Origin of the sequence: Tenacibaculum lutimaris, assembly GCF_003610735.1 — a bacterium.
In the GTDB taxonomy this organism is placed as follows: domain Bacteria; phylum Bacteroidota; class Bacteroidia; order Flavobacteriales; family Flavobacteriaceae; genus Polaribacter; species Polaribacter lutimaris.
This window is the reverse complement of record NZ_RAQM01000007.1, coordinates 300,756-317,498: the sequence shown is the minus strand read 5'-3', so window position 1 is coordinate 317,498 and position 16,743 is coordinate 300,756. Positions and strand designations below refer to the sequence as shown.

General features: G+C 32.8%; 17 protein-coding genes. 3 read left to right on the top strand and 14 right to left on the bottom strand.

Annotated elements, in window-relative coordinates; translation table 11 throughout:
• Positions 1-20 precede the first annotated feature (20 nt).
• The 14 genes from C8N26_RS05150 to C8N26_RS05085 all read right to left on the bottom strand — a co-directional run bounded on the left by C8N26_RS05150 (position 21) and on the right by C8N26_RS05085 (position 13,252).
• Positions 21-410, bottom strand: coding sequence for a hypothetical protein (locus C8N26_RS05150; protein ID WP_120186341.1), 390 nt, complete (start codon positions 408-410; stop codon positions 21-23).
• Positions 388-1,365 carry a polyprenyl synthetase family protein gene (locus C8N26_RS05145; protein ID WP_120186340.1) on the bottom strand — a complete coding sequence of 326 codons (978 nt, stop codon included), beginning with the start codon at positions 1,363-1,365 and terminating at the stop codon, positions 388-390. The genes C8N26_RS05150 and C8N26_RS05145 overlap by 23 nt, the downstream gene beginning before the upstream one ends.
• A gap of 26 nt (positions 1,366-1,391) precedes the next feature.
• Complete coding sequence (rlmN, locus tag C8N26_RS05140) at positions 1,392-2,432, bottom strand: 23S rRNA (adenine(2503)-C(2))-methyltransferase RlmN (protein WP_028892447.1); 1,041 nt, start codon at positions 2,430-2,432, stop codon at positions 1,392-1,394.
• Between the two features lie 68 nt (positions 2,433-2,500).
• A complete protein-coding gene (queA, locus tag C8N26_RS05135; RefSeq protein WP_120186339.1) occupies positions 2,501-3,550 on the bottom strand; it encodes a tRNA preQ1(34) S-adenosylmethionine ribosyltransferase-isomerase QueA in 1,050 nt (349 codons plus the stop codon).
• Between the two features lie 67 nt (positions 3,551-3,617).
• Positions 3,618-4,847 carry a 3-phosphoshikimate 1-carboxyvinyltransferase gene (locus tag C8N26_RS05130; protein ID WP_120186338.1) on the bottom strand — a complete coding sequence of 410 codons (1,230 nt, stop codon included), beginning with the start codon at positions 4,845-4,847 and terminating at the stop codon, positions 3,618-3,620.
• Between the two features lie 6 nt (positions 4,848-4,853).
• Positions 4,854-5,102 (bottom strand): hypothetical protein, encoded by a 249-nt coding sequence (locus C8N26_RS05125; RefSeq protein WP_120186337.1) that lies wholly within the window; start codon positions 5,100-5,102, stop codon positions 4,854-4,856.
• Positions 5,103-5,429, bottom strand: coding sequence for a nucleotide pyrophosphohydrolase (locus C8N26_RS05120; RefSeq protein WP_028892443.1), 327 nt, complete (start codon positions 5,427-5,429; stop codon positions 5,103-5,105).
• A gap of 68 nt (positions 5,430-5,497) precedes the next feature.
• Positions 5,498-6,754: an MDR family MFS transporter gene (locus tag C8N26_RS05115; RefSeq protein WP_120186336.1), complete on the bottom strand. Its 1,257-nt coding sequence runs from the start codon at positions 6,752-6,754 to the stop codon at positions 5,498-5,500.
• Between the two features lie 237 nt (positions 6,755-6,991).
• The gene (locus tag C8N26_RS05110) at positions 6,992-7,741 is read right to left on the bottom strand and encodes a cyclase family protein (protein WP_120186335.1); all 750 of its coding nucleotides are present in this window, start codon (positions 7,739-7,741) and stop codon (positions 6,992-6,994) included.
• 12 nt (positions 7,742-7,753) lie between these two features.
• On the bottom strand, positions 7,754-8,914 hold the full coding sequence (hemW, locus tag C8N26_RS05105; protein WP_120186334.1) for a radical SAM family heme chaperone HemW: 1,161 nt from the start codon (positions 8,912-8,914) through the stop codon (positions 7,754-7,756).
• Position 8,915: 1 nt separating this feature from the next.
• Positions 8,916-9,467: a crossover junction endodeoxyribonuclease RuvC gene (gene ruvC / locus C8N26_RS05100; protein WP_120186333.1), complete on the bottom strand. Its 552-nt coding sequence runs from the start codon at positions 9,465-9,467 to the stop codon at positions 8,916-8,918.
• An 8-nt stretch (positions 9,468-9,475) separates the two neighbouring features.
• Entirely contained in the window at positions 9,476-11,098 is a 1,623-nt protein-coding gene (gene ade, locus C8N26_RS05095) for an adenine deaminase (protein ID WP_120186332.1), read from the bottom strand.
• Positions 11,099-11,177: 79 nt separating this feature from the next.
• Positions 11,178-12,785, bottom strand: coding sequence for a phosphoenolpyruvate carboxykinase (ATP) (gene pckA, locus C8N26_RS05090; RefSeq protein ID WP_120186331.1), 1,608 nt, complete (start codon positions 12,783-12,785; stop codon positions 11,178-11,180).
• Between the two features lie 86 nt (positions 12,786-12,871).
• Entirely contained in the window at positions 12,872-13,252 is a 381-nt protein-coding gene (locus C8N26_RS05085) for a DUF423 domain-containing protein (protein WP_120186330.1), read from the bottom strand.
• Between the two features lie 80 nt (positions 13,253-13,332).
• Here C8N26_RS05085 and C8N26_RS05080 point away from each other — a divergent pair, with 80 nt between their 5' ends.
• From C8N26_RS05080 to C8N26_RS05070, 3 genes are all read left to right on the top strand, one after another.
• The gene (locus tag C8N26_RS05080; RefSeq protein ID WP_120186329.1) at positions 13,333-14,703 is read left to right on the top strand and encodes a saccharopine dehydrogenase family protein; all 1,371 of its coding nucleotides are present in this window, start codon (positions 13,333-13,335) and stop codon (positions 14,701-14,703) included.
• A 112-nt stretch (positions 14,704-14,815) separates the two neighbouring features.
• Positions 14,816-15,394: a Crp/Fnr family transcriptional regulator gene (locus C8N26_RS05075; protein ID WP_120186328.1), complete on the top strand. Its 579-nt coding sequence runs from the start codon at positions 14,816-14,818 to the stop codon at positions 15,392-15,394.
• Positions 15,395-15,466: 72 nt separating this feature from the next.
• The gene (locus C8N26_RS05070) at positions 15,467-16,741 is read left to right on the top strand and encodes an NAD(P)/FAD-dependent oxidoreductase (RefSeq protein WP_120186327.1); all 1,275 of its coding nucleotides are present in this window, start codon (positions 15,467-15,469) and stop codon (positions 16,739-16,741) included.
• Positions 16,742-16,743 lie beyond the last annotated feature (2 nt).

The following is a 16,743-nucleotide window of genomic DNA, read 5'->3' as shown; positions in this document are numbered from 1 at the left end:
CGAGAAATTCTCGAGGTTTTTTATTTTTTATTCTTTTCTATTTCTAAAATAAAATTAAGCTGTCTAAACTGTTCTTCTGTAACATTATCTAAAACTCCATTTCTAGCATAAAAATTAATCTTAGAGTCCTTTTTATGAACTAAAACAACAATTGGCTCTCCTACAACCCATGCTTTATAAAACTCTTTTTCACTACCATTAAGAAACACCGAATCATTCAAAGCGTAAGAATAATCCATCAACTTATTGTAAGATGAATCAAAAACAGATGATGTTTGGTACACTTTAGTTATAATTCCCTGTACTTCGTAAAAATCATTTTCATTAAAATCTTCATACCTCTTTTCTTTTGAACAAGAAAAAAAAACTATAAAAATAATAAGGTAATTATATTTTTCTCTCCACCACATAATCAATCATTTGAAGTAGCGAGTTCTTATAATCTGAATCAGGGTAATTATTAAGAATAGCTAACGCTTTGTTTTTATAATCGTGCATTTTAGCAGTAGTATATTCCAGTCCGCCGTTTTGTTTTACAAAAGCAATCACTTCTTTTACTCGTTTCTTATTGGTGTTGTGTTTTTTCACAGAATTAATTAACCACGATTTTTCTTTTGGAGAACAAGTATTCAACGTATAGATTAATGGAAGTGTCATTTTTTGTTCTTTGATATCAATTCCTGTAGGCTTTCCTATTTTATCTTCTGTATAATCGAATAAATCGTCTTTAATTTGGAATGCAATACCAATGTACTCTCCAAATTTACGCATCTGCTGAACAGTTTCGTTATTTGCTCCTACGGATGCCGCACCAATACCACAACAAGCTGCTATTAACGTTGCTGTTTTTTGACGAATTATTTCAAAATATACCTCTTCAGTAATATCTAATTTGCGAGCTTTTTCAATCTGCAACAACTCGCCTTCACTCATTTCTCGAACCGCAATCGATATCAATTTCAATAAATCAAAATCTTCATTATCTATAGAAAGCAGTAACCCTTTAGAAAGTAGATAATCTCCTACTAAAACGGCTATTTTATTTTTCCACAAAGCATTCATTGAAAAGAACCCTCTACGACGATTACTATCATCAACCACATCATCGTGTACTAATGTTGCAGTATGAATTAACTCTACCACTGATGCCCCACGATAGGTGCGCTCATCAAATCCTCCATTAGAAACCATTTTTGCCACCAAAAACACAAACATTGGTCGCATTTGTTTTCCTTTTCTACGAACGATATAATAGGTAATTCTGTTTAATAATGGAATCTTAGATAACATAGAATCTTTGAACTTAGTTTCAAAGAGTTCCATTTCTTTTGCAATCGGAAGTTTTATTTGCTCTACTGGCTTCATGGCTAGCAAATGTAAGAAATAAATACCTAACTTTTATTCGCTAATTGTCCGCAAGCAGCATCAATATCTTTACCACGAGAACGACGAACATTCACTACAATATCATTCATTTCTAAGTTAGAAATATAGTTATTGATAGCTCTTTCAGAAGCTTGTTGGAACTCACCATCATCAATTGGATTATATTCTATTAAATTGACTTTACAAGGAATATATTTACAAAACTCCACCAATGCATTGATATCTTCTTTACGATCGTTAATTCCGTTCCAAACTACATATTCGTAAGTTACTTTTCGTTTGGTTTTTTCATACCAATACTCTAATGCTTCTCGTAAATCTTTTAACGGAAATGTAGCATTAAACGGCATAATCGATGTTCGAACTTCTTCTATGGCTGAATGCAACGAAACTGCTAAATTAAAACGCACCTCATCATCTGCCATTTTCTTAATTATTTTAGGAACTCCTGAAGTAGATACAGTAATTCTACGAGCAGCCATTCCTAAACCTTCTGGTGAAGTAATTTTATCAATTGCCTTGATAACATTATTGTAATTCATCAAAGGTTCTCCCATTCCCATAAACACAATATTTGATAATTTATGATTATGGTATAACCTACTTTGCTTATCAATAGCAACTACTTGATCATAAATTTCATCTGCATTCAAATTACGCATACGTTTTAAACGTGCAGTTGCACAAAACTTACAATCCAAACTACACCCAACTTGACTCGACACACAAGCAGTTGTTCTTGTCTCTGTAGGAATTAAAACCGACTCTACAATCAATCCATCATGTAACTTGATAGCATTTTTTATGGTACCATCATTACTACGTTGCATTGTATCAACTTCAATATGATTTATCACAAAATTATCATCTAACATTTGACGTGTTGCTTTTGATAAACTTGTCATATCATTAAACGAATGTGCTGCTTTATGCCACAACCATTCATATACCTGATTTCCTCGGAAGGCTTTATCACCATTCTCTACAAAAAAATCACGTAGTTGTTCTTTAGTTAATGCTCGTATGTCTTTTTTCTTCGCTGTCATCAGGTACAAAAATACACAAAACCTCACAAGTAACTTGTGAGGTTTTGCTAATGATTATAAAAGTTGTTTTATAAAATTAACATCGCATCTCCGTACGAGTAAAATTTATATTTTTCTTTAATTGCTTCTTGATAAGCTTCCATCATAAAATCATGACCTGCAAATGCTGAAACCATCATTAATAAGGTAGATTTTGGTGTGTGGAAATTCGTTACCATACAGTTAGCGATACTAAAATCGTATGGAGGGAAGATAAACTTGTTTGTCCATCCTTCATAAGCATTTAACTGTTTGCTTGAAGATACAGAAGACTCAACTGTTCTCATTACCGTAGTACCTACAGCACAAACTCTTCTCTTTTCTCCTATTGCTTTGTTTACGACATCTGCACTCGCTTGTGGAATAATGATTTGCTCAGAATCCATTTTATGCTTAGATAAATCTTCTACTTCAACAGGGTTAAATGTTCCCAACCCTACGTGTAAAGTAGTTTCAGCAAAATCAACTCCTTTAATTTCTAAACGCTTCATTAAGTGTTTAGAAAAGTGTAACCCTGCTGTTGGAGCAGCTACTGCTCCTTCATTTTTTGCAAAAATAGTTTGGTAACGCTCTTCATCTTCTGGCTCCACCTCCCGTTTGATATATTTTGGTAACGGAGTTTCTCCTAAATCAATTAATTTTTGTCTAAATTCTTCGTAAGAACCGTCAAATAAGAAACGTAATGTTCTACCACGAGAAGTTGTATTGTCAATTACTTCTGCTACTAAACTATCATCATCTCCAAAGAATAACTTGTTTCCTATTCTTATTTTTCTTGCCGGATCTACTAATACATCCCACAAACGATTTTCAGCATTTAATTCGCGTAATAAGAATACTTCAATACGAGCTCCTGTTTTTTCTTTATTTCCGTACATACGAGCAGGAAATACTTTCGTATTGTTTAACATCATTACATCTCCTTCATCAAAATAATCGATTAAGTCTCTAAACAACTTATGTTCAATTTTTTGAGTATCACGGTGTAAAACCATTAAACGTGCTTCATCTCTATGCTCTGATGGGTATTCTGCCAATAATTCTTTTGGCAAGTCAAAATCAAAATTTGATAATTTCATTTGTAAAATTTTCTTAACGGAGGCAAATATACAATTTCAACATAGGGGTTGTCAAGTGATTGCCTGTTTATTTTATCTCTTCATTTTTTATTCCAACAACATCCATATGTTCCCAAAAGCTTCGATATGATTTTGTTACCACCTCAGCTTCTAAAATTTCTATTGGAACTTTTAAAGCTAACGGAGCAAATGCCATTGCCATACGATGATCATTATAAGTTGCTATTTGAATGTTTTTTTTAATTTTTGAAGATGATTTTAAATGTAAACTTTCATTAGTTACAGAAATATCAGCTCCTAGTTTTGTTAGCTCCTCACGTAATGCTTCTAAACGATCGGTTTCTTTAATTTTTAACGTATGTAATCCTGATAAATCACAAGCAATTCCTAACCCGAAGCATGTAACTGCAATAGTTTGTGCAATATCTGGTGCATTTTTTAAATCTTGTTCGAATACTTCTGAGTTATGCTTTTTTTCTTTTGTTAAAAGAATTGTATTTTCTTCAAAAGTGGTAGTCACCCCAAAATTCTTGTAGATTTCCTCTAAACAGCTATCTCCTTGTAAGCTATCTTTTTTATAAGCTGATAATTTTACAGAAGAACCTATTTCGCTCAATGCAATAATCGAATAAAAATAAGACACCGAACTCCAATCAGATTCTACTACAATCGTTTGTTCTTTTATAGTTGACTTTGGGGCTATTTTTATAATTTGCCCTTTAAAGTTTGCTTCAATTTCTAGTTGATGTAACAACTGCAACGTCATATTGATGTAAGGTACTGAAGTGATTTTACCTACCAACTCAATCTCCAATCCATTTTGTAAGCTTGGAGCAATTAACATTAATGCTGAAATGTATTGACTACTTACATTTCCATTAATTGAAACTTTACTTTGAGTTAGCTTCTTACCTGTTATTTTAAGCGGTGGATAACCTTCCTTCTCTACATAAGCTATTTCCGCACCTAAATCACGTAATGCGTTAACCAGAATTTCAATTGGTCGATTATGCATACGATCTGAACCTTGCAGTACTTTTATAACACCTTCTTGCGTTGCAAAAAAAGCAGTTAAAAAACGCATAGCGGTACCTGCATGACCAATATCAGCTGCGTTACTACTCGACGATAATGCTTCTTGTAAATGATGTGTATCGTCAGAGTCTGATAAGTTTTCAATCTGTAAACTCGGATATAATTGTTGTAAAATCAACAATCGGTTTGATTCACTTTTTGAACCTGAAATTGTAATTTCTTTACCTGATACAAACGTTTCTGCTTTTAGCTTTAAATCCATTACAGTTTACTTCATTCTTTTATTAACTATGTACATACTGTATATTACAGCAATAACAATTTTACTTAACCAAAAACGAATCCACTGTTTATTTGCGAAGTGCACATTGTATACAGTTTCAAAGTCTCCTGAAAAAATAGCCCCTCCTGTTTTAAATAATAAAGAGAACAATGCTACAACAACTAAAAAAGGCACCCCTACTTTTGCTACATTGATCCAAAAACTTCCTTTTTGTATATTCTTTATAAGATTCATTTATTGTAATTTTTCGTTGTTATGATGACGGTCGTGATCTCTCTTAGTTTTTATATCTAGCTTCTTGTCAAATGCCTCTTGTAAGTTTACTCCTGTTTGATTTGCTAAACACAATACCACAAACATCACATCTGCTAACTCTTCTCCTAAATCTTTGTTTTTATCACTTTCTTTTTCGCTTTGCTCTCCATAACGACGCGCAATAATTCGAGCTACCTCACCTACTTCTTCTGTTAGCTGCGCCATATTTGTTAACTCATTAAAGTAACGTACTCCATGATTTTTAATCCAATCATCTACCTGTTTTTGTGCGTCTTGTATATTCATTTTATGCTATTTTAGTATTCTTTGATAAAAGCTTCAAAGATAAAACTTCTGTATTTTAATCAGTTTAACTATACTGTTTTTTCTAAGTTTATTGATGGATTGATTTCAACCTCTAAACTGTTATTCTTTTCCTTTTTTGCAATTCGCATTAACATAAATAAAAATAATACTCCAATTCCTGATAATACAATCATAAAGTTCCACGTATTATCAAACCCAATATTATCTATTAATTGCATTCCTGAATTGTGCCCAAAAATATGAGACATTGAAAATGCAATACTATAATATGCCATGTATTCTCCTTGATTTCCTTTTTTGGCTCGCTCCATTACAAAGGCGTTTGAAAAAGGGAATGCAATCATTTCTCCAATAGTCATTAACAACATTCCTACAATTAAAATTCCACCCCAACCTGTTAAATTGATTACTACAAAACTTAATCCTGTAAGTAATAAGCCAAAAAACATTAAGAACTCTTTAGTATACTTACTTTTTTCTAACCAAGTAATGAGCGGCATTTCTAATAGGAAAATGAAAAATCCGTTCATCCCCATTAACAATCCTATTTCTAACTCTGTCAAATGATGCACATCTTTATAATAGAGAGGCATGGTAGAAAAATATTGCAAGAAGATAAATCCAAACACAAACATTCCTACAAAAAACACCCAAAAAGCCTTATCTGAAAAAACCGACTCTGGATTTTCTACCTTTATTTCATCCAACACTCTTGCTTTTTTAGGATGTAACACATTTACCAATAATATAGTTGCTAAAACACAAGTAACTCCATCTACCCAGAACAATCCGCTATACCCCATTGAGGTAATTATTAACCCTCCAACAGCTGGACCTGCAGAAAAACCCAAGTTAATTGCCAGACGAATTAAGGTTACTGAACGTGTTTTATTTTCTGGCTTACTATAAGTATTCAAAGCCACAAACATAGCGGGTCTAAAAGTATCTGCTACTAGCATCACCAAAAAAATACCGATGCAAAATCCCCAAAAAGTATTAACAAACTGTAAGGCTATAAAGAGAACCCCTGTTAAAAACAAACTTGTTTTCATCACTTTGTAAAATCCTATTTTATCCGTTAGTTTTCCTCCTAGCCAAGATCCTCCTACAGATCCTAGTCCAAAACAAGTCATAATCCAACCTACATCATTTAAAGAAAAATGCAAACTTTCTCTCAAATACAATGACATAAACGGAATCACCATGGTTCCTGCTCTGTTTATTAAAGTTATTAAAGCGAGCCACCATACTTCGCTTGAGAGACCTTTAAAAGTGTCTAAATAATTAAAATAGAGTTTTTTCATTTGGTTTGGTTTTAGTGTTGATTGCTGATATAAAAATAAAAAGTCCGACTATGAAGTCGGACTCTTTATTATCGTTATATTTTATATAAACATAATTATAATACATACATAGCCCGATCTGTCCTGTGTCTCACCACAGTCGATTTACATTGCTTATATGTATTAAAAATTGTCATTGTTTTTTCTTGATTGAGTTGTAAAACTAGTAAAAAAATAAATACACCTACATAAAAAGTTTTAAATAATTTTATATAGCACTGGTTTACTAGGTGTTGCATCGTTTTCAAACGGCGCTATCATTAAGTTCAAAAAGTAAGTTCCATCTTTTATTTTATTAGACACATAAATAAATTCGGTAATAGTAGCCTGCATTCTAATAGTTCCTTTTGTATTCCAAAAAGCATTATGTGCTAACAATTTTCCTTCATCTTTTTCTTTATCTACCGATGGTAAATCAATCAATAAATGTTCTATTCCTTTTTCTTTAAGATACTCTGCTGCCTCTTCTAACAAATACGGTGGATTTGTATTTGAGTATCGCATCGATTTTTTTTCTGACAAATTTGGAATCGTTCTTATAACAATAGCTTCTCTTTTCTTATTTCCTAAAACATATTGCAACTGCTTTTTAGAAATTACAAAATCTTTATTTTCTATTTGTTCTGGAGCTATGGTTACCACTTCTGCCAAAAAGAAAAACTGTTGTAAATTCTTATTTACAGAATATACTTCTTCTGTAATGTGTCCTACACACTCGGTATGCGTGATATGTGAATGCGGATTAAACTGTATATTATTAAAATTTACATCAGCTCCTTTTTGTACACTTCCTACCCAATCTCCATCGGAAACAGGGAAAATTTTCGGATCATCTAAATACCAAGCATTTACATTTTCTTTAGAAGTATCAATAGCTATGGAAATATCTAACGGTTTTGATAAATCTATTTTGTGTTTTCTTGAGTTGTATTCAATTGTTGCTATCATACTCAAATATACCTAAATTATGAACAACTCACTAGCCAATCCATCTGCTAAGAATTTTCCTTTTGAAGTTGTTTTCAAAACCTTCTTAACATTGTTGTCAGAATCAGACTTCTTCAATTCATTCTCTATAACCAATAAGCCTTGATTGATAAATTTCTCGGCATTTTTAAGGAGATTCTTTCTGAATTCTTCCCCGAAATCCTTCTCAATTTTCTCTAATGACACTCCCCAGATGGTTCTTAATCCTGTCATTAAATATTCATTAAACTGATCTTTTATAGTAAGTTCCTCCTGCTCTAAAGGGAGATTTCCTTCTTGAATAGTTTTGATATATTTTACATTGTTAGCTACATTCCAACTACGATGTGTTTTATTAAACGAATGTGCTGATGGACCAATTCCTATATACTTTTTTCCTAACCAGTAACTTGTATTATGTTTTGAGAAATAATCTGGTTTTCCAAAATTGGAAATTTCGTAATGTACAAATCCATTTTTAGCAGTTTCCGCTACCAAAATATCGAAATGTTCTTTAGCCACAGCTTCATCAACATCTGGATATTTTCCTTGTTTAATAAAGGAATCTAACGCTGTTTTAGGTTCCACTGTTAATGCATATGATGAAATATGATTAATTCCAAAATCAAAAGCAATTTGTAGGTTTTCTCTCCAACGCTCATTACTCATATTCGGGACACCATAAATCAAATCAATCGTAATGTTATTAAAATAGCGAGTTGCTACAGACAAACATTTTCTCGCTTCTTGTGCATTATGAGCACGGTTCATTAATTGTAAGTCTTCTTCAAAAAAAGATTGAATTCCAATACTTAGTCGGTTAATTGGAGTTTTAGATAATTCAATTATTTTTTCTTCTGACAAATCATCTGGATTTGCTTCTAAAGTAATTTCCGGATTTTCAACTACTGTATAATTTTTGTAAATAGTATTCAGTAACAACCTTATTTCTTGAATTGAAAGCAAACTCGGTGTTCCACCTCCAAAATAGATAGTTTCTATCGTTTCATTTAGAAGTTCTTCTTTTCTTAACTCCAATTCTTTTACCAAGCAAGATACCAGCTCTTCTTTCTTTTTTAAAGAGGTAGAAAAGTGAAAATCGCAATAGTAACACGCTTGCTTACAAAACGGGATATGTAGATAAATTCCTACCAAATTATTTCACTTTTCCTGGGTTCTGTTTTACAAACGCTGCCCAACCTGTATAGTTCTTACCTCCTACTTTAGTTCCTGAATTATAGAAATGACACACCGCTGCGGCTAATCCATCAGTTGCATCTAGGTTTTTAGGGAGTTCTTTTAAGTTCAATAACGACTTTAACATTAAGGCTACTTGTTCTTTACTAGCTGTCCCTTTTCCTGTAATTGCCATTTTAATTTTCTTAGGTGCGTATTCGGTTACAGGAATTTGTCTTGACAATCCTGCTGCCATGGCAACACCTTGCGCGCGTCCTAATTTTAACATCGATTGTACATTTTTACCATAAAAAGGAGCTTCCAACGCTATTTCATCTGGATTATAAGTGTCAATCAATTCAATAGTACGTTCAAAAATAATTTTTAGTTTTAAGTAATGATCATCATACTTTTTTAAGAGTAGTTCATTCATCTGAATAAATTCCATCTTTTTACCTACTACCTTTATAATTCCAAACCCCATAATACTTGTCCCAGGGTCAATACCTAATATGATTTTTTCTGTCTTCAAACTTCAGCTTATTTAACTTCCAGAGAAGTAAATTTAAATGTATTTCCATCAAACAATCCTTTATCTGATAGTTTTAAGGATGGAATTACCAACAAAGCCATAAAAGATAAGGTCATATACGGAGCTCGTAATTTACTTCCTAATTGTTTTGCCATGGCATCCAATTCTGCGTAGGCTTTTCCTATTTCAACCGCTGGTTTATCAGACATGATTCCTGCTACTGGAAGCGGAACTACTTTTTCTTCAGAAGAAGTTACCGCACAAACACCTCCTTTGTTTTCTATTAATAAATTAACTGCTTTGCAAATCAATTCGTCGGATACTCCTACTGCAATAATATTATGTGAATCATGACCAACAGAACTCGCTATGGCTCCTTCTTTTAGTCCAAAATTTTTGATAAAGGCTATGGAAGGTTCCGCGTTTTCGTAACGATTTACCACCGTCATTTTCAATACATCATTCTCTACATCTGAAACTAAATTTCCGTCTTTTATTAACGAATCCACTTCTATTTCATTTGTCACTAATTCTCCATCTAAGGCTTCAATAACTCGAATCTTTTCAGATGCTGAGTGGAACTCAAAATCAGCAATATTTTTTTTATCGGTATCAAAATTATTTAGTACTTCAAAGTCTACATGTTGTACGAATGATTCTCCTTTTTCGGCTACTAATTCCCCATTGATATAGGTTTGTAACACCTCAAACTTTTGTAAGTCTTTTACTACTATAAAATCAGCATCATCTTCTTCGTTTAAAGTTCCTACATCCAAATTATAATGTTTTACCGGATTGATACAAGCAGCTTGTAATACTTTAAAAACATCTATTCCTTTCGCTACTGCGCGCTCACACAACTGATTAATATATCCCAATAACAAATCATCTGGATGTTTATCATCTGAACAGAACATCATATTTTCATAATATTCAGGAAGTAAATCTATCAAAGCTTCGAAGTTTTTTGCTGCGCTTCCTTCTCGAATGATGACTTTCATTCCTTTTTGCAGCTTCTCTAAACCTTCTTCATAGGTAAAACATTCGTGATCGGTATAAATTCCAGCTGCGATGTATTTATCTAAATCTTCTCCTCTTAATCCTGGTGCATGTCCATCTACTGGTTTGTTATAATGTTTTGCCCAAGCGATTTTTTTCAACACTTCTTTATCCTGATAAATGACACCTGGATAATTCATCATCTCTGCTAAATATTTGATGTCAGGGTTCTGCATCATTTTTTTGATATCTTCTGAATCAATCAAAGCTCCTGCACTTTCAAAAGAAGTTGCTGGTACGCATGATGGCGCTCCAAAATTGAATTTTAACGGAACTTTCTTCCCGTTTTCAATCATAAAATCAACTCCTTTCACCCCTAACACGTTGGCTATTTCATGCGGATCGGATACTGTTGCTACAGTACCATGTGCTACGGCTATTTTTGCAAACTCTGATGGTACTAACATTGAGCTTTCAATATGAATATGAGCATCAATAAATCCAGGTAAAATATAGTTTTCTACGGAATGGTTTACTTCTCTTATCTGTGTAATCTTTCCTGCTTCTACCTCGACTTCTCCTTTAAAAATTCTTTTGTTTTGTATATCAACTATATTTCCTTGTACTCTCATAACCTAAGTATTTAACTATGCTAAAATACGCAGTATTTATGCATAAAAAAAGCATCCGATTTGGATGCTTTTTACAATTTTATTTTTCTGCTGCTGGAGGACCTCCCGCTAAAATTTCATCATTCGCATAGTCTTCAAACTTTTTAAAATTGTTTCTAAACGAATCTGCTAATTTATGTGCAGTTTTATAATATTCTTCATCGTTGTTCCAAGCTTTACGTTGACTTAATAACTCATCTGGAACTCCAGGGCACGTTCTTGGTTGTGCTAAACCAAATACAGAGTGGATTCTGAAATCTTCAGGAGAGTTTCCTAACTCACCATTTAATGCAGCATTAATCATTGCACGCGTATATTTTAATTTCATTCTGTGTCCAACTCCGTAAGGACCTGCGGTCCAACCAGTGTTCACTAACCAAACGTTAACTCCTGTTTCTTTCATTTTCTCACTTAACATTTCTGCATAACGAGTTGGGTGTAATGGCATAAATGGTGCTCCAAAACACGCTGAGAAACTTGGTTGTGGCTCAGTTACTCCAGCTTCTGTTCCTGCTACTTTAGCAGTATAACCAGAAATGAAGTGGTAAGCAGCTTGACCTGGTGTTAATTTTGAGATAGGAGGTAATACTCCAAAAGCATCTGCTGTTAAGAAGAAGATGTTCTTAGGGTTTTTACCAATTGAAGGTGTTTGAATATTTTCAATGTGATAAATTGGATAACTTACACGTGTATTTTGTGTAATAGTTGTATCAGCAAAATCCACATTCCCTTTATCGTCCATTACGATGTTTTCAAGGATTGCACCTCTCTTGATTGCTCCGTAAATTTCTGGTTCTTTTTCTTGAGACAAGTCAATTACTTTTGCATAACATCCACCTTCAAAATTAAAGATAGTGTTTTCAGCAGTCCAACCATGCTCATCATCACCAATTAAACTACGGTTAGGGTCGGTAGATAAAGTAGTTTTACCTGTACCTGATAATCCGAAGAAAATAGCAGTATCTCCATCTTTACCAACGTTTGCAGAACAGTGCATTGGTAATGTGTTTTTAAATACTGGTAAAATAAAGTTTAACGCAGAGAAAATTCCTTTTTTAATCTCTCCTGTATATCCTGTACCCCCAATTAATGCGATTTTCTTACCAAAGTTTAAGATTGCAAAATTGTGTTGGCGTGTTCCATCTACTTCAGGATCTGCCATAAAACCTGGAGCGTTAATTACAGTCCACTCTGGTGAAAAAGTTTTTAACTCTTCTGCAGTTGGACGTAAAAACATGTTGTAAGCAAACATGTTACTCCAAGGATATTCGTTTACAACACGAATGTTTAATTTATAATCTTCATCTGCACATGCATAACTGTCACGTACAAACACTTCTTTGTTTGATAAATAGTTAGTTACTTTATCATATAACTTGTCAAATTTTTCTGAATCGAAAGGGATATTGATATTTCCCCACCATACCTCATCTTTCGTAATATCGTCTTTAACGATAAAACGATCCATAGGAGAACGTCCTGTAAACTCACCTGTATTAACAGCTAAAGCTCCAAAACTAGTTTCTTTTCCTTGTCCTTTTTCTATAGTGATGTCGTGTAACTCGTCTGAAGTTAATTGATAACGAACCGTAGCGTCTTTTATGCCTAAGTTATCTAACGATATCGTTTTCGTATCAAGATTTGTCATCTTAAAAAATTTTAGTTGTGTTTAATTTTGGACAAAAATAGTTCTTTTTGATTAAACAGCTATATCATTAAAAGATTTTATCCCGTTTAATTTTTAACAGCTCTTTTAACAAAGTTGTATGCTAATAATGCCCAACCTACAATTAACAGCACTCCTCCTAAAGGTGTTATAAACCAAATAGACTTAGCTGGTACTTTTAATAAGTAAATAAGATAGATAGAACCTGAAAACAACAAAATTCCTGCTATTATAAAATAACTAATCCTGTTTTTTTCTTTATTCGTAAACTCTTTATACATATTAACGAAGAGCAACAGTAGTACATGAAAAAACTGATAGCGAACCGCCGTTTCAAAACTCTCTAGAGCTTCAGGTGTTAATTTTGACTTTAAAGCATGTGCTCCAAAAGCTCCTAAAACCACAGCAATCATTCCTAAGACCGCTGCTACTGTTAAATTTTTATACATTTATCCTGTTTTTGTTTAAATTTAAACTTTTTTAGCGATATTGTCGCCTCAAATATTATACACAACAAAAATAATTATAAATGAGAAATATATTGATTATTGGCGCTGGTAGATCGAGCTCCTCACTTATAAAATATTTATTAGATAAATCTTCACAAGAAAACTTACATATAACTATTGGAGACGTTTCGTTAGAAAGTGCCCAATCAAAAATCAACAACCATAAAAATGCTACGGCAATCCAATTAGATGTTTTTAATGCTGATGAACGTGCCAATGCAATTCAAAAAGCAGATATTGTAATTTCTATGCTTCCAGCTAGTTTCCATATTGAAGTAGCTAAAGATTGTATTACTTACGAAAAACATATGGTAACTGCTTCATATATTTCTGATGAAATGAAAGCTCTAGATGAAGAAGCTAAAACCAAAGGTTTGGTATTTATGAATGAGATTGGTTTGGATCCTGGAATTGACCACATGAGTGCAATGCAGATTATTGATCGTATTAAAGATCAAGGCGGAAAAATGTTATTATTTGAATCGTTTTGTGGCGGATTGGTAGCTCCAGAAAGTGATACCAACTTGTGGAACTATAAATTTACTTGGAATCCTAGAAATGTTGTTTTAGCAGGACAAGGTGGTGCTTCTATGTTTATTCAAGAAGGAACTTACAAATACATTCCGTATCATAAATTATTTAGGAGAACGGAGTTTATGACAATTAACGGAAGTGGAAAATTTGAAGCATACGCCAATAGAGACTCTTTAAAGTATAGAAGTATTTATGGTTTGGAAGATATTAAAACCATGTACCGTGGAACCATTCGTAAAGTTGGTTTTTCTCGTGCTTGGAATGTGTTTGTTCAATTAGGAATGACTGATGATTCGTACACTATTGAAGATTCTGAAAACATGAGCTATCGTGACTTCACTAATCTTTTCTTAGCATATTCTCCTACAGATTCTGTAGAATTAAAGTTCCGTTCGTATGCAAAGATTGATCAAGACGATTTGATGTGGGATAAATTCTTAGAACTAGATATTTTCAATCCAAATAAAAAAGTTGGGTTGAAAAACGCAACGCCAGCACAAATTTTACAAAAAATATTAATGGATTCTTGGACTCTTGAAAAAGATGATAAGGATATGATTGTAATGCATCATATTTTCGGATACCAATACAAAGAAGACAAGTTTCAAATAGAAAGCAGTATGGTAATTAAAGGTGATGATCAAACCTACACTGCCATGGCAAAAACGGTTGGTTTACCTGTAGCAATGGCAACCGTACGTATTTTAAATGGTGACATTACAACTCCTGGTGTACAATTACCAATCAACAAAGAAGTATACGAACCAATTTTAAAAGAATTAGAAGATTACGGAATTAATTTTGTTGAAAAAGAAGTACCTTATTTAGGGTATAACCCTGAGAGTGTAAAAGGATAAAATCTTCCAGAACTAATAAAAAAGGCACCAATATATTGATGCCTTTTCCTTTTAAAACTAAAGAGAGTCTTTATAAAGTTCATATTTTTACATTTCAACACCACGTTAACAAATGTCTGAAAGCATTTTAAAAAATCATATAAAAAACTACACCGATCTTTCAGAAGAAGAATTAACTAAAGTACTTTCTTTTTTTGACTGTCAATCCCTCAAGAAAAAAGAAACTTTATTAACCACAAATAAACCTTGTAACAAGCTATTTTTTGTTACAAAAGGTTGTTTACAGTTATATTTTATTGATGATTTAGGCTACAAAAAAACAACTCAGTTTGCTTTAGAAAACTGGTGGTTAACAGATTTTTTAGCTTTTCAAAATCAAAAAGAATCTAATTTCATAATAGAAGCCGTAGAACATTCTAATGTATTATCAATTTCTTACGCTAAATACCAAGAACTACTCAATACTTTCCCTTCATTAAATATTTATTTTAGAAATATTTACGAAACTGCTTATGGTGCTTCTTTAATGCGATTAAAATATATAAACAGTTACTCTAAAGAAGAAATGTACTTTAGATTTCAAGAAGAGTTTCCTGAATTTGTGCAGCGAGTACCTCAATATTTATTAGCTAGCTTTTTAGGGTTAACCCCAGAATACTTAAGTGAAATTAAAAAGAATCGCTTTTCTTAAGCTAGTTTATTTTTTACTGAATTCTTCTTAACTACCTTTGTACTTATATTAATTTAAGGGCATAATAGCATTATGAAAAATATGAAAAAAATCGTCGTTGTTGGCGGCGGTTTTGCTGGATTAGAACTTATAAAAGGATTAGGAAATTCAGAAAATTATCAGATTATTCTAGTAGATAGTAACAACTACAATTTCTTTCCTCCATTAATCTACCAAGTATCCACAGGTTTTATGGAACCTTCTGCAATTAGTTACCCATTCAGAAAAATTTTAAGAAAATTTAAAAACGCCCGTTTTCGACTCGGCACCCTTGAAAAAGTTGTTCCAGAAGAAAACAAAATTGTGGTAAGCAATGGAGATATAGAGTATGACATCTTAGTAATGGCTACTGGTACAGAAAGTAATTTTTTTGGAAACAAAAACATTGAAAAGTACAGTTTACCAATGAAAACAATTAGTGATGCTTTGTCTCTTAGAAATGTTATTTTAACTCGATTTGACCGCGCTACTAGAATCCACAATCCTGAGGAAAGAAAAAAGTGTTTAACTTTTGTAATTGCAGGTGCTGGACCCACTGGAGTTGAACTTTCAGGAATTTTATCAGAAATTAAAACTTCTATTATCATAAAAGATTACCCCGAACTAGACAAAAATGACTTTGGTGAAATACACCTTATCGATGGTCAAAGCTCTGTTTTAGCTCCTATGTCTAAAAAAGCACAAGAGTACACCTCTAAAAAATTAAGTGAACTAGGTGTTAAGCTAACAATGAATACAATGGTTAACGACTTTGATGGTGAAACTGTGTATTTATCAAACGGAGAAAAAATAGAAACCAAAAACCTTATATGGGCAGCTGGTGTATCTGCAAAAACATTTGATGGCTTTTCAAAAGAAAGCTTTGGTCCTGGTAGAAGACTAAAAACAAATCAGTTTAACCTTGTACACTCATATGATAACATCTATGCTTTAGGTGACTGCGCCTTAATTTTAGGTGATAAAAACTATCCTAACGGACACCCACAATTAGCGCAACCAGCATTACAGCAGGCAAAAAACTTAGCTAAAAACCTTAATAGAAAAGATGATAACTGGAAAACTTTCCAGTACAACGACAAAGGATCTTTGGCTATTATTGGAAGAAACAAAGCTGTACTTGACTTCCCTGGACAAAAACAATCTTTAAAAGGTTTTGTTGCTTGGTTAATTTGGATTTTTGTACATATTATGGGGCTTGTAAACTTCAAAAACAAAGCAAGAACTCTATACAACTGGTTAGGCTACTACATATACAAAGACCAATATTTTAGAATGATTATTAAGCCTACTCAAAGAGATACTAAATAAAA

Bases quoted from the DNA above. Each gene is read 5' to 3' on its own strand.
- C8N26_RS05110 (WP_120186335.1), bottom strand. From the start codon at position 7,741: ATGATAGCAACAATTGAATACAACTCAAGAAAACACAAAATAGATTTA.
- C8N26_RS05085 (WP_120186330.1), bottom strand. From the start codon at position 13,252: ATGTATAAAAATTTAACAGTAGCAGCGGTCTTAGGAATGATTGCTGTG.
- C8N26_RS05145 (WP_120186340.1), bottom strand. From the start codon at position 1,365: ATGAAGCCAGTAGAGCAAATAAAACTTCCGATTGCAAAAGAAATGGAA.
- C8N26_RS05150 (WP_120186341.1), bottom strand. From the start codon at position 410: ATGTGGTGGAGAGAAAAATATAATTACCTTATTATTTTTATAGTTTTT.
- rlmN (WP_028892447.1), bottom strand. From the start codon at position 2,432: ATGACAGCGAAGAAAAAAGACATACGAGCATTAACTAAAGAACAACTA.
- C8N26_RS05075 (WP_120186328.1), top strand. From the start codon at position 14,816: ATGTCTGAAAGCATTTTAAAAAATCATATAAAAAACTACACCGATCTT.
- C8N26_RS05080 (WP_120186329.1), top strand. From the start codon at position 13,333: ATGAGAAATATATTGATTATTGGCGCTGGTAGATCGAGCTCCTCACTT.
- C8N26_RS05070 (WP_120186327.1), top strand. From the start codon at position 15,467: ATGAAAAATATGAAAAAAATCGTCGTTGTTGGCGGCGGTTTTGCTGGA.
- ade (WP_120186332.1), bottom strand. From the start codon at position 11,098: ATGAGAGTACAAGGAAATATAGTTGATATACAAAACAAAAGAATTTTT.
- C8N26_RS05120 (WP_028892443.1), bottom strand. From the start codon at position 5,429: ATGAATATACAAGACGCACAAAAACAGGTAGATGATTGGATTAAAAAT.
- C8N26_RS05125 (WP_120186337.1), bottom strand. From the start codon at position 5,102: ATGAATCTTATAAAGAATATACAAAAAGGAAGTTTTTGGATCAATGTA.
- queA (WP_120186339.1), bottom strand. From the start codon at position 3,550: ATGAAATTATCAAATTTTGATTTTGACTTGCCAAAAGAATTATTGGCA.
- pckA (WP_120186331.1), bottom strand. From the start codon at position 12,785: ATGACAAATCTTGATACGAAAACGATATCGTTAGATAACTTAGGCATA.
- C8N26_RS05130 (WP_120186338.1), bottom strand. From the start codon at position 4,847: ATGGATTTAAAGCTAAAAGCAGAAACGTTTGTATCAGGTAAAGAAATT.
- C8N26_RS05115 (WP_120186336.1), bottom strand. From the start codon at position 6,754: ATGAAAAAACTCTATTTTAATTATTTAGACACTTTTAAAGGTCTCTCA.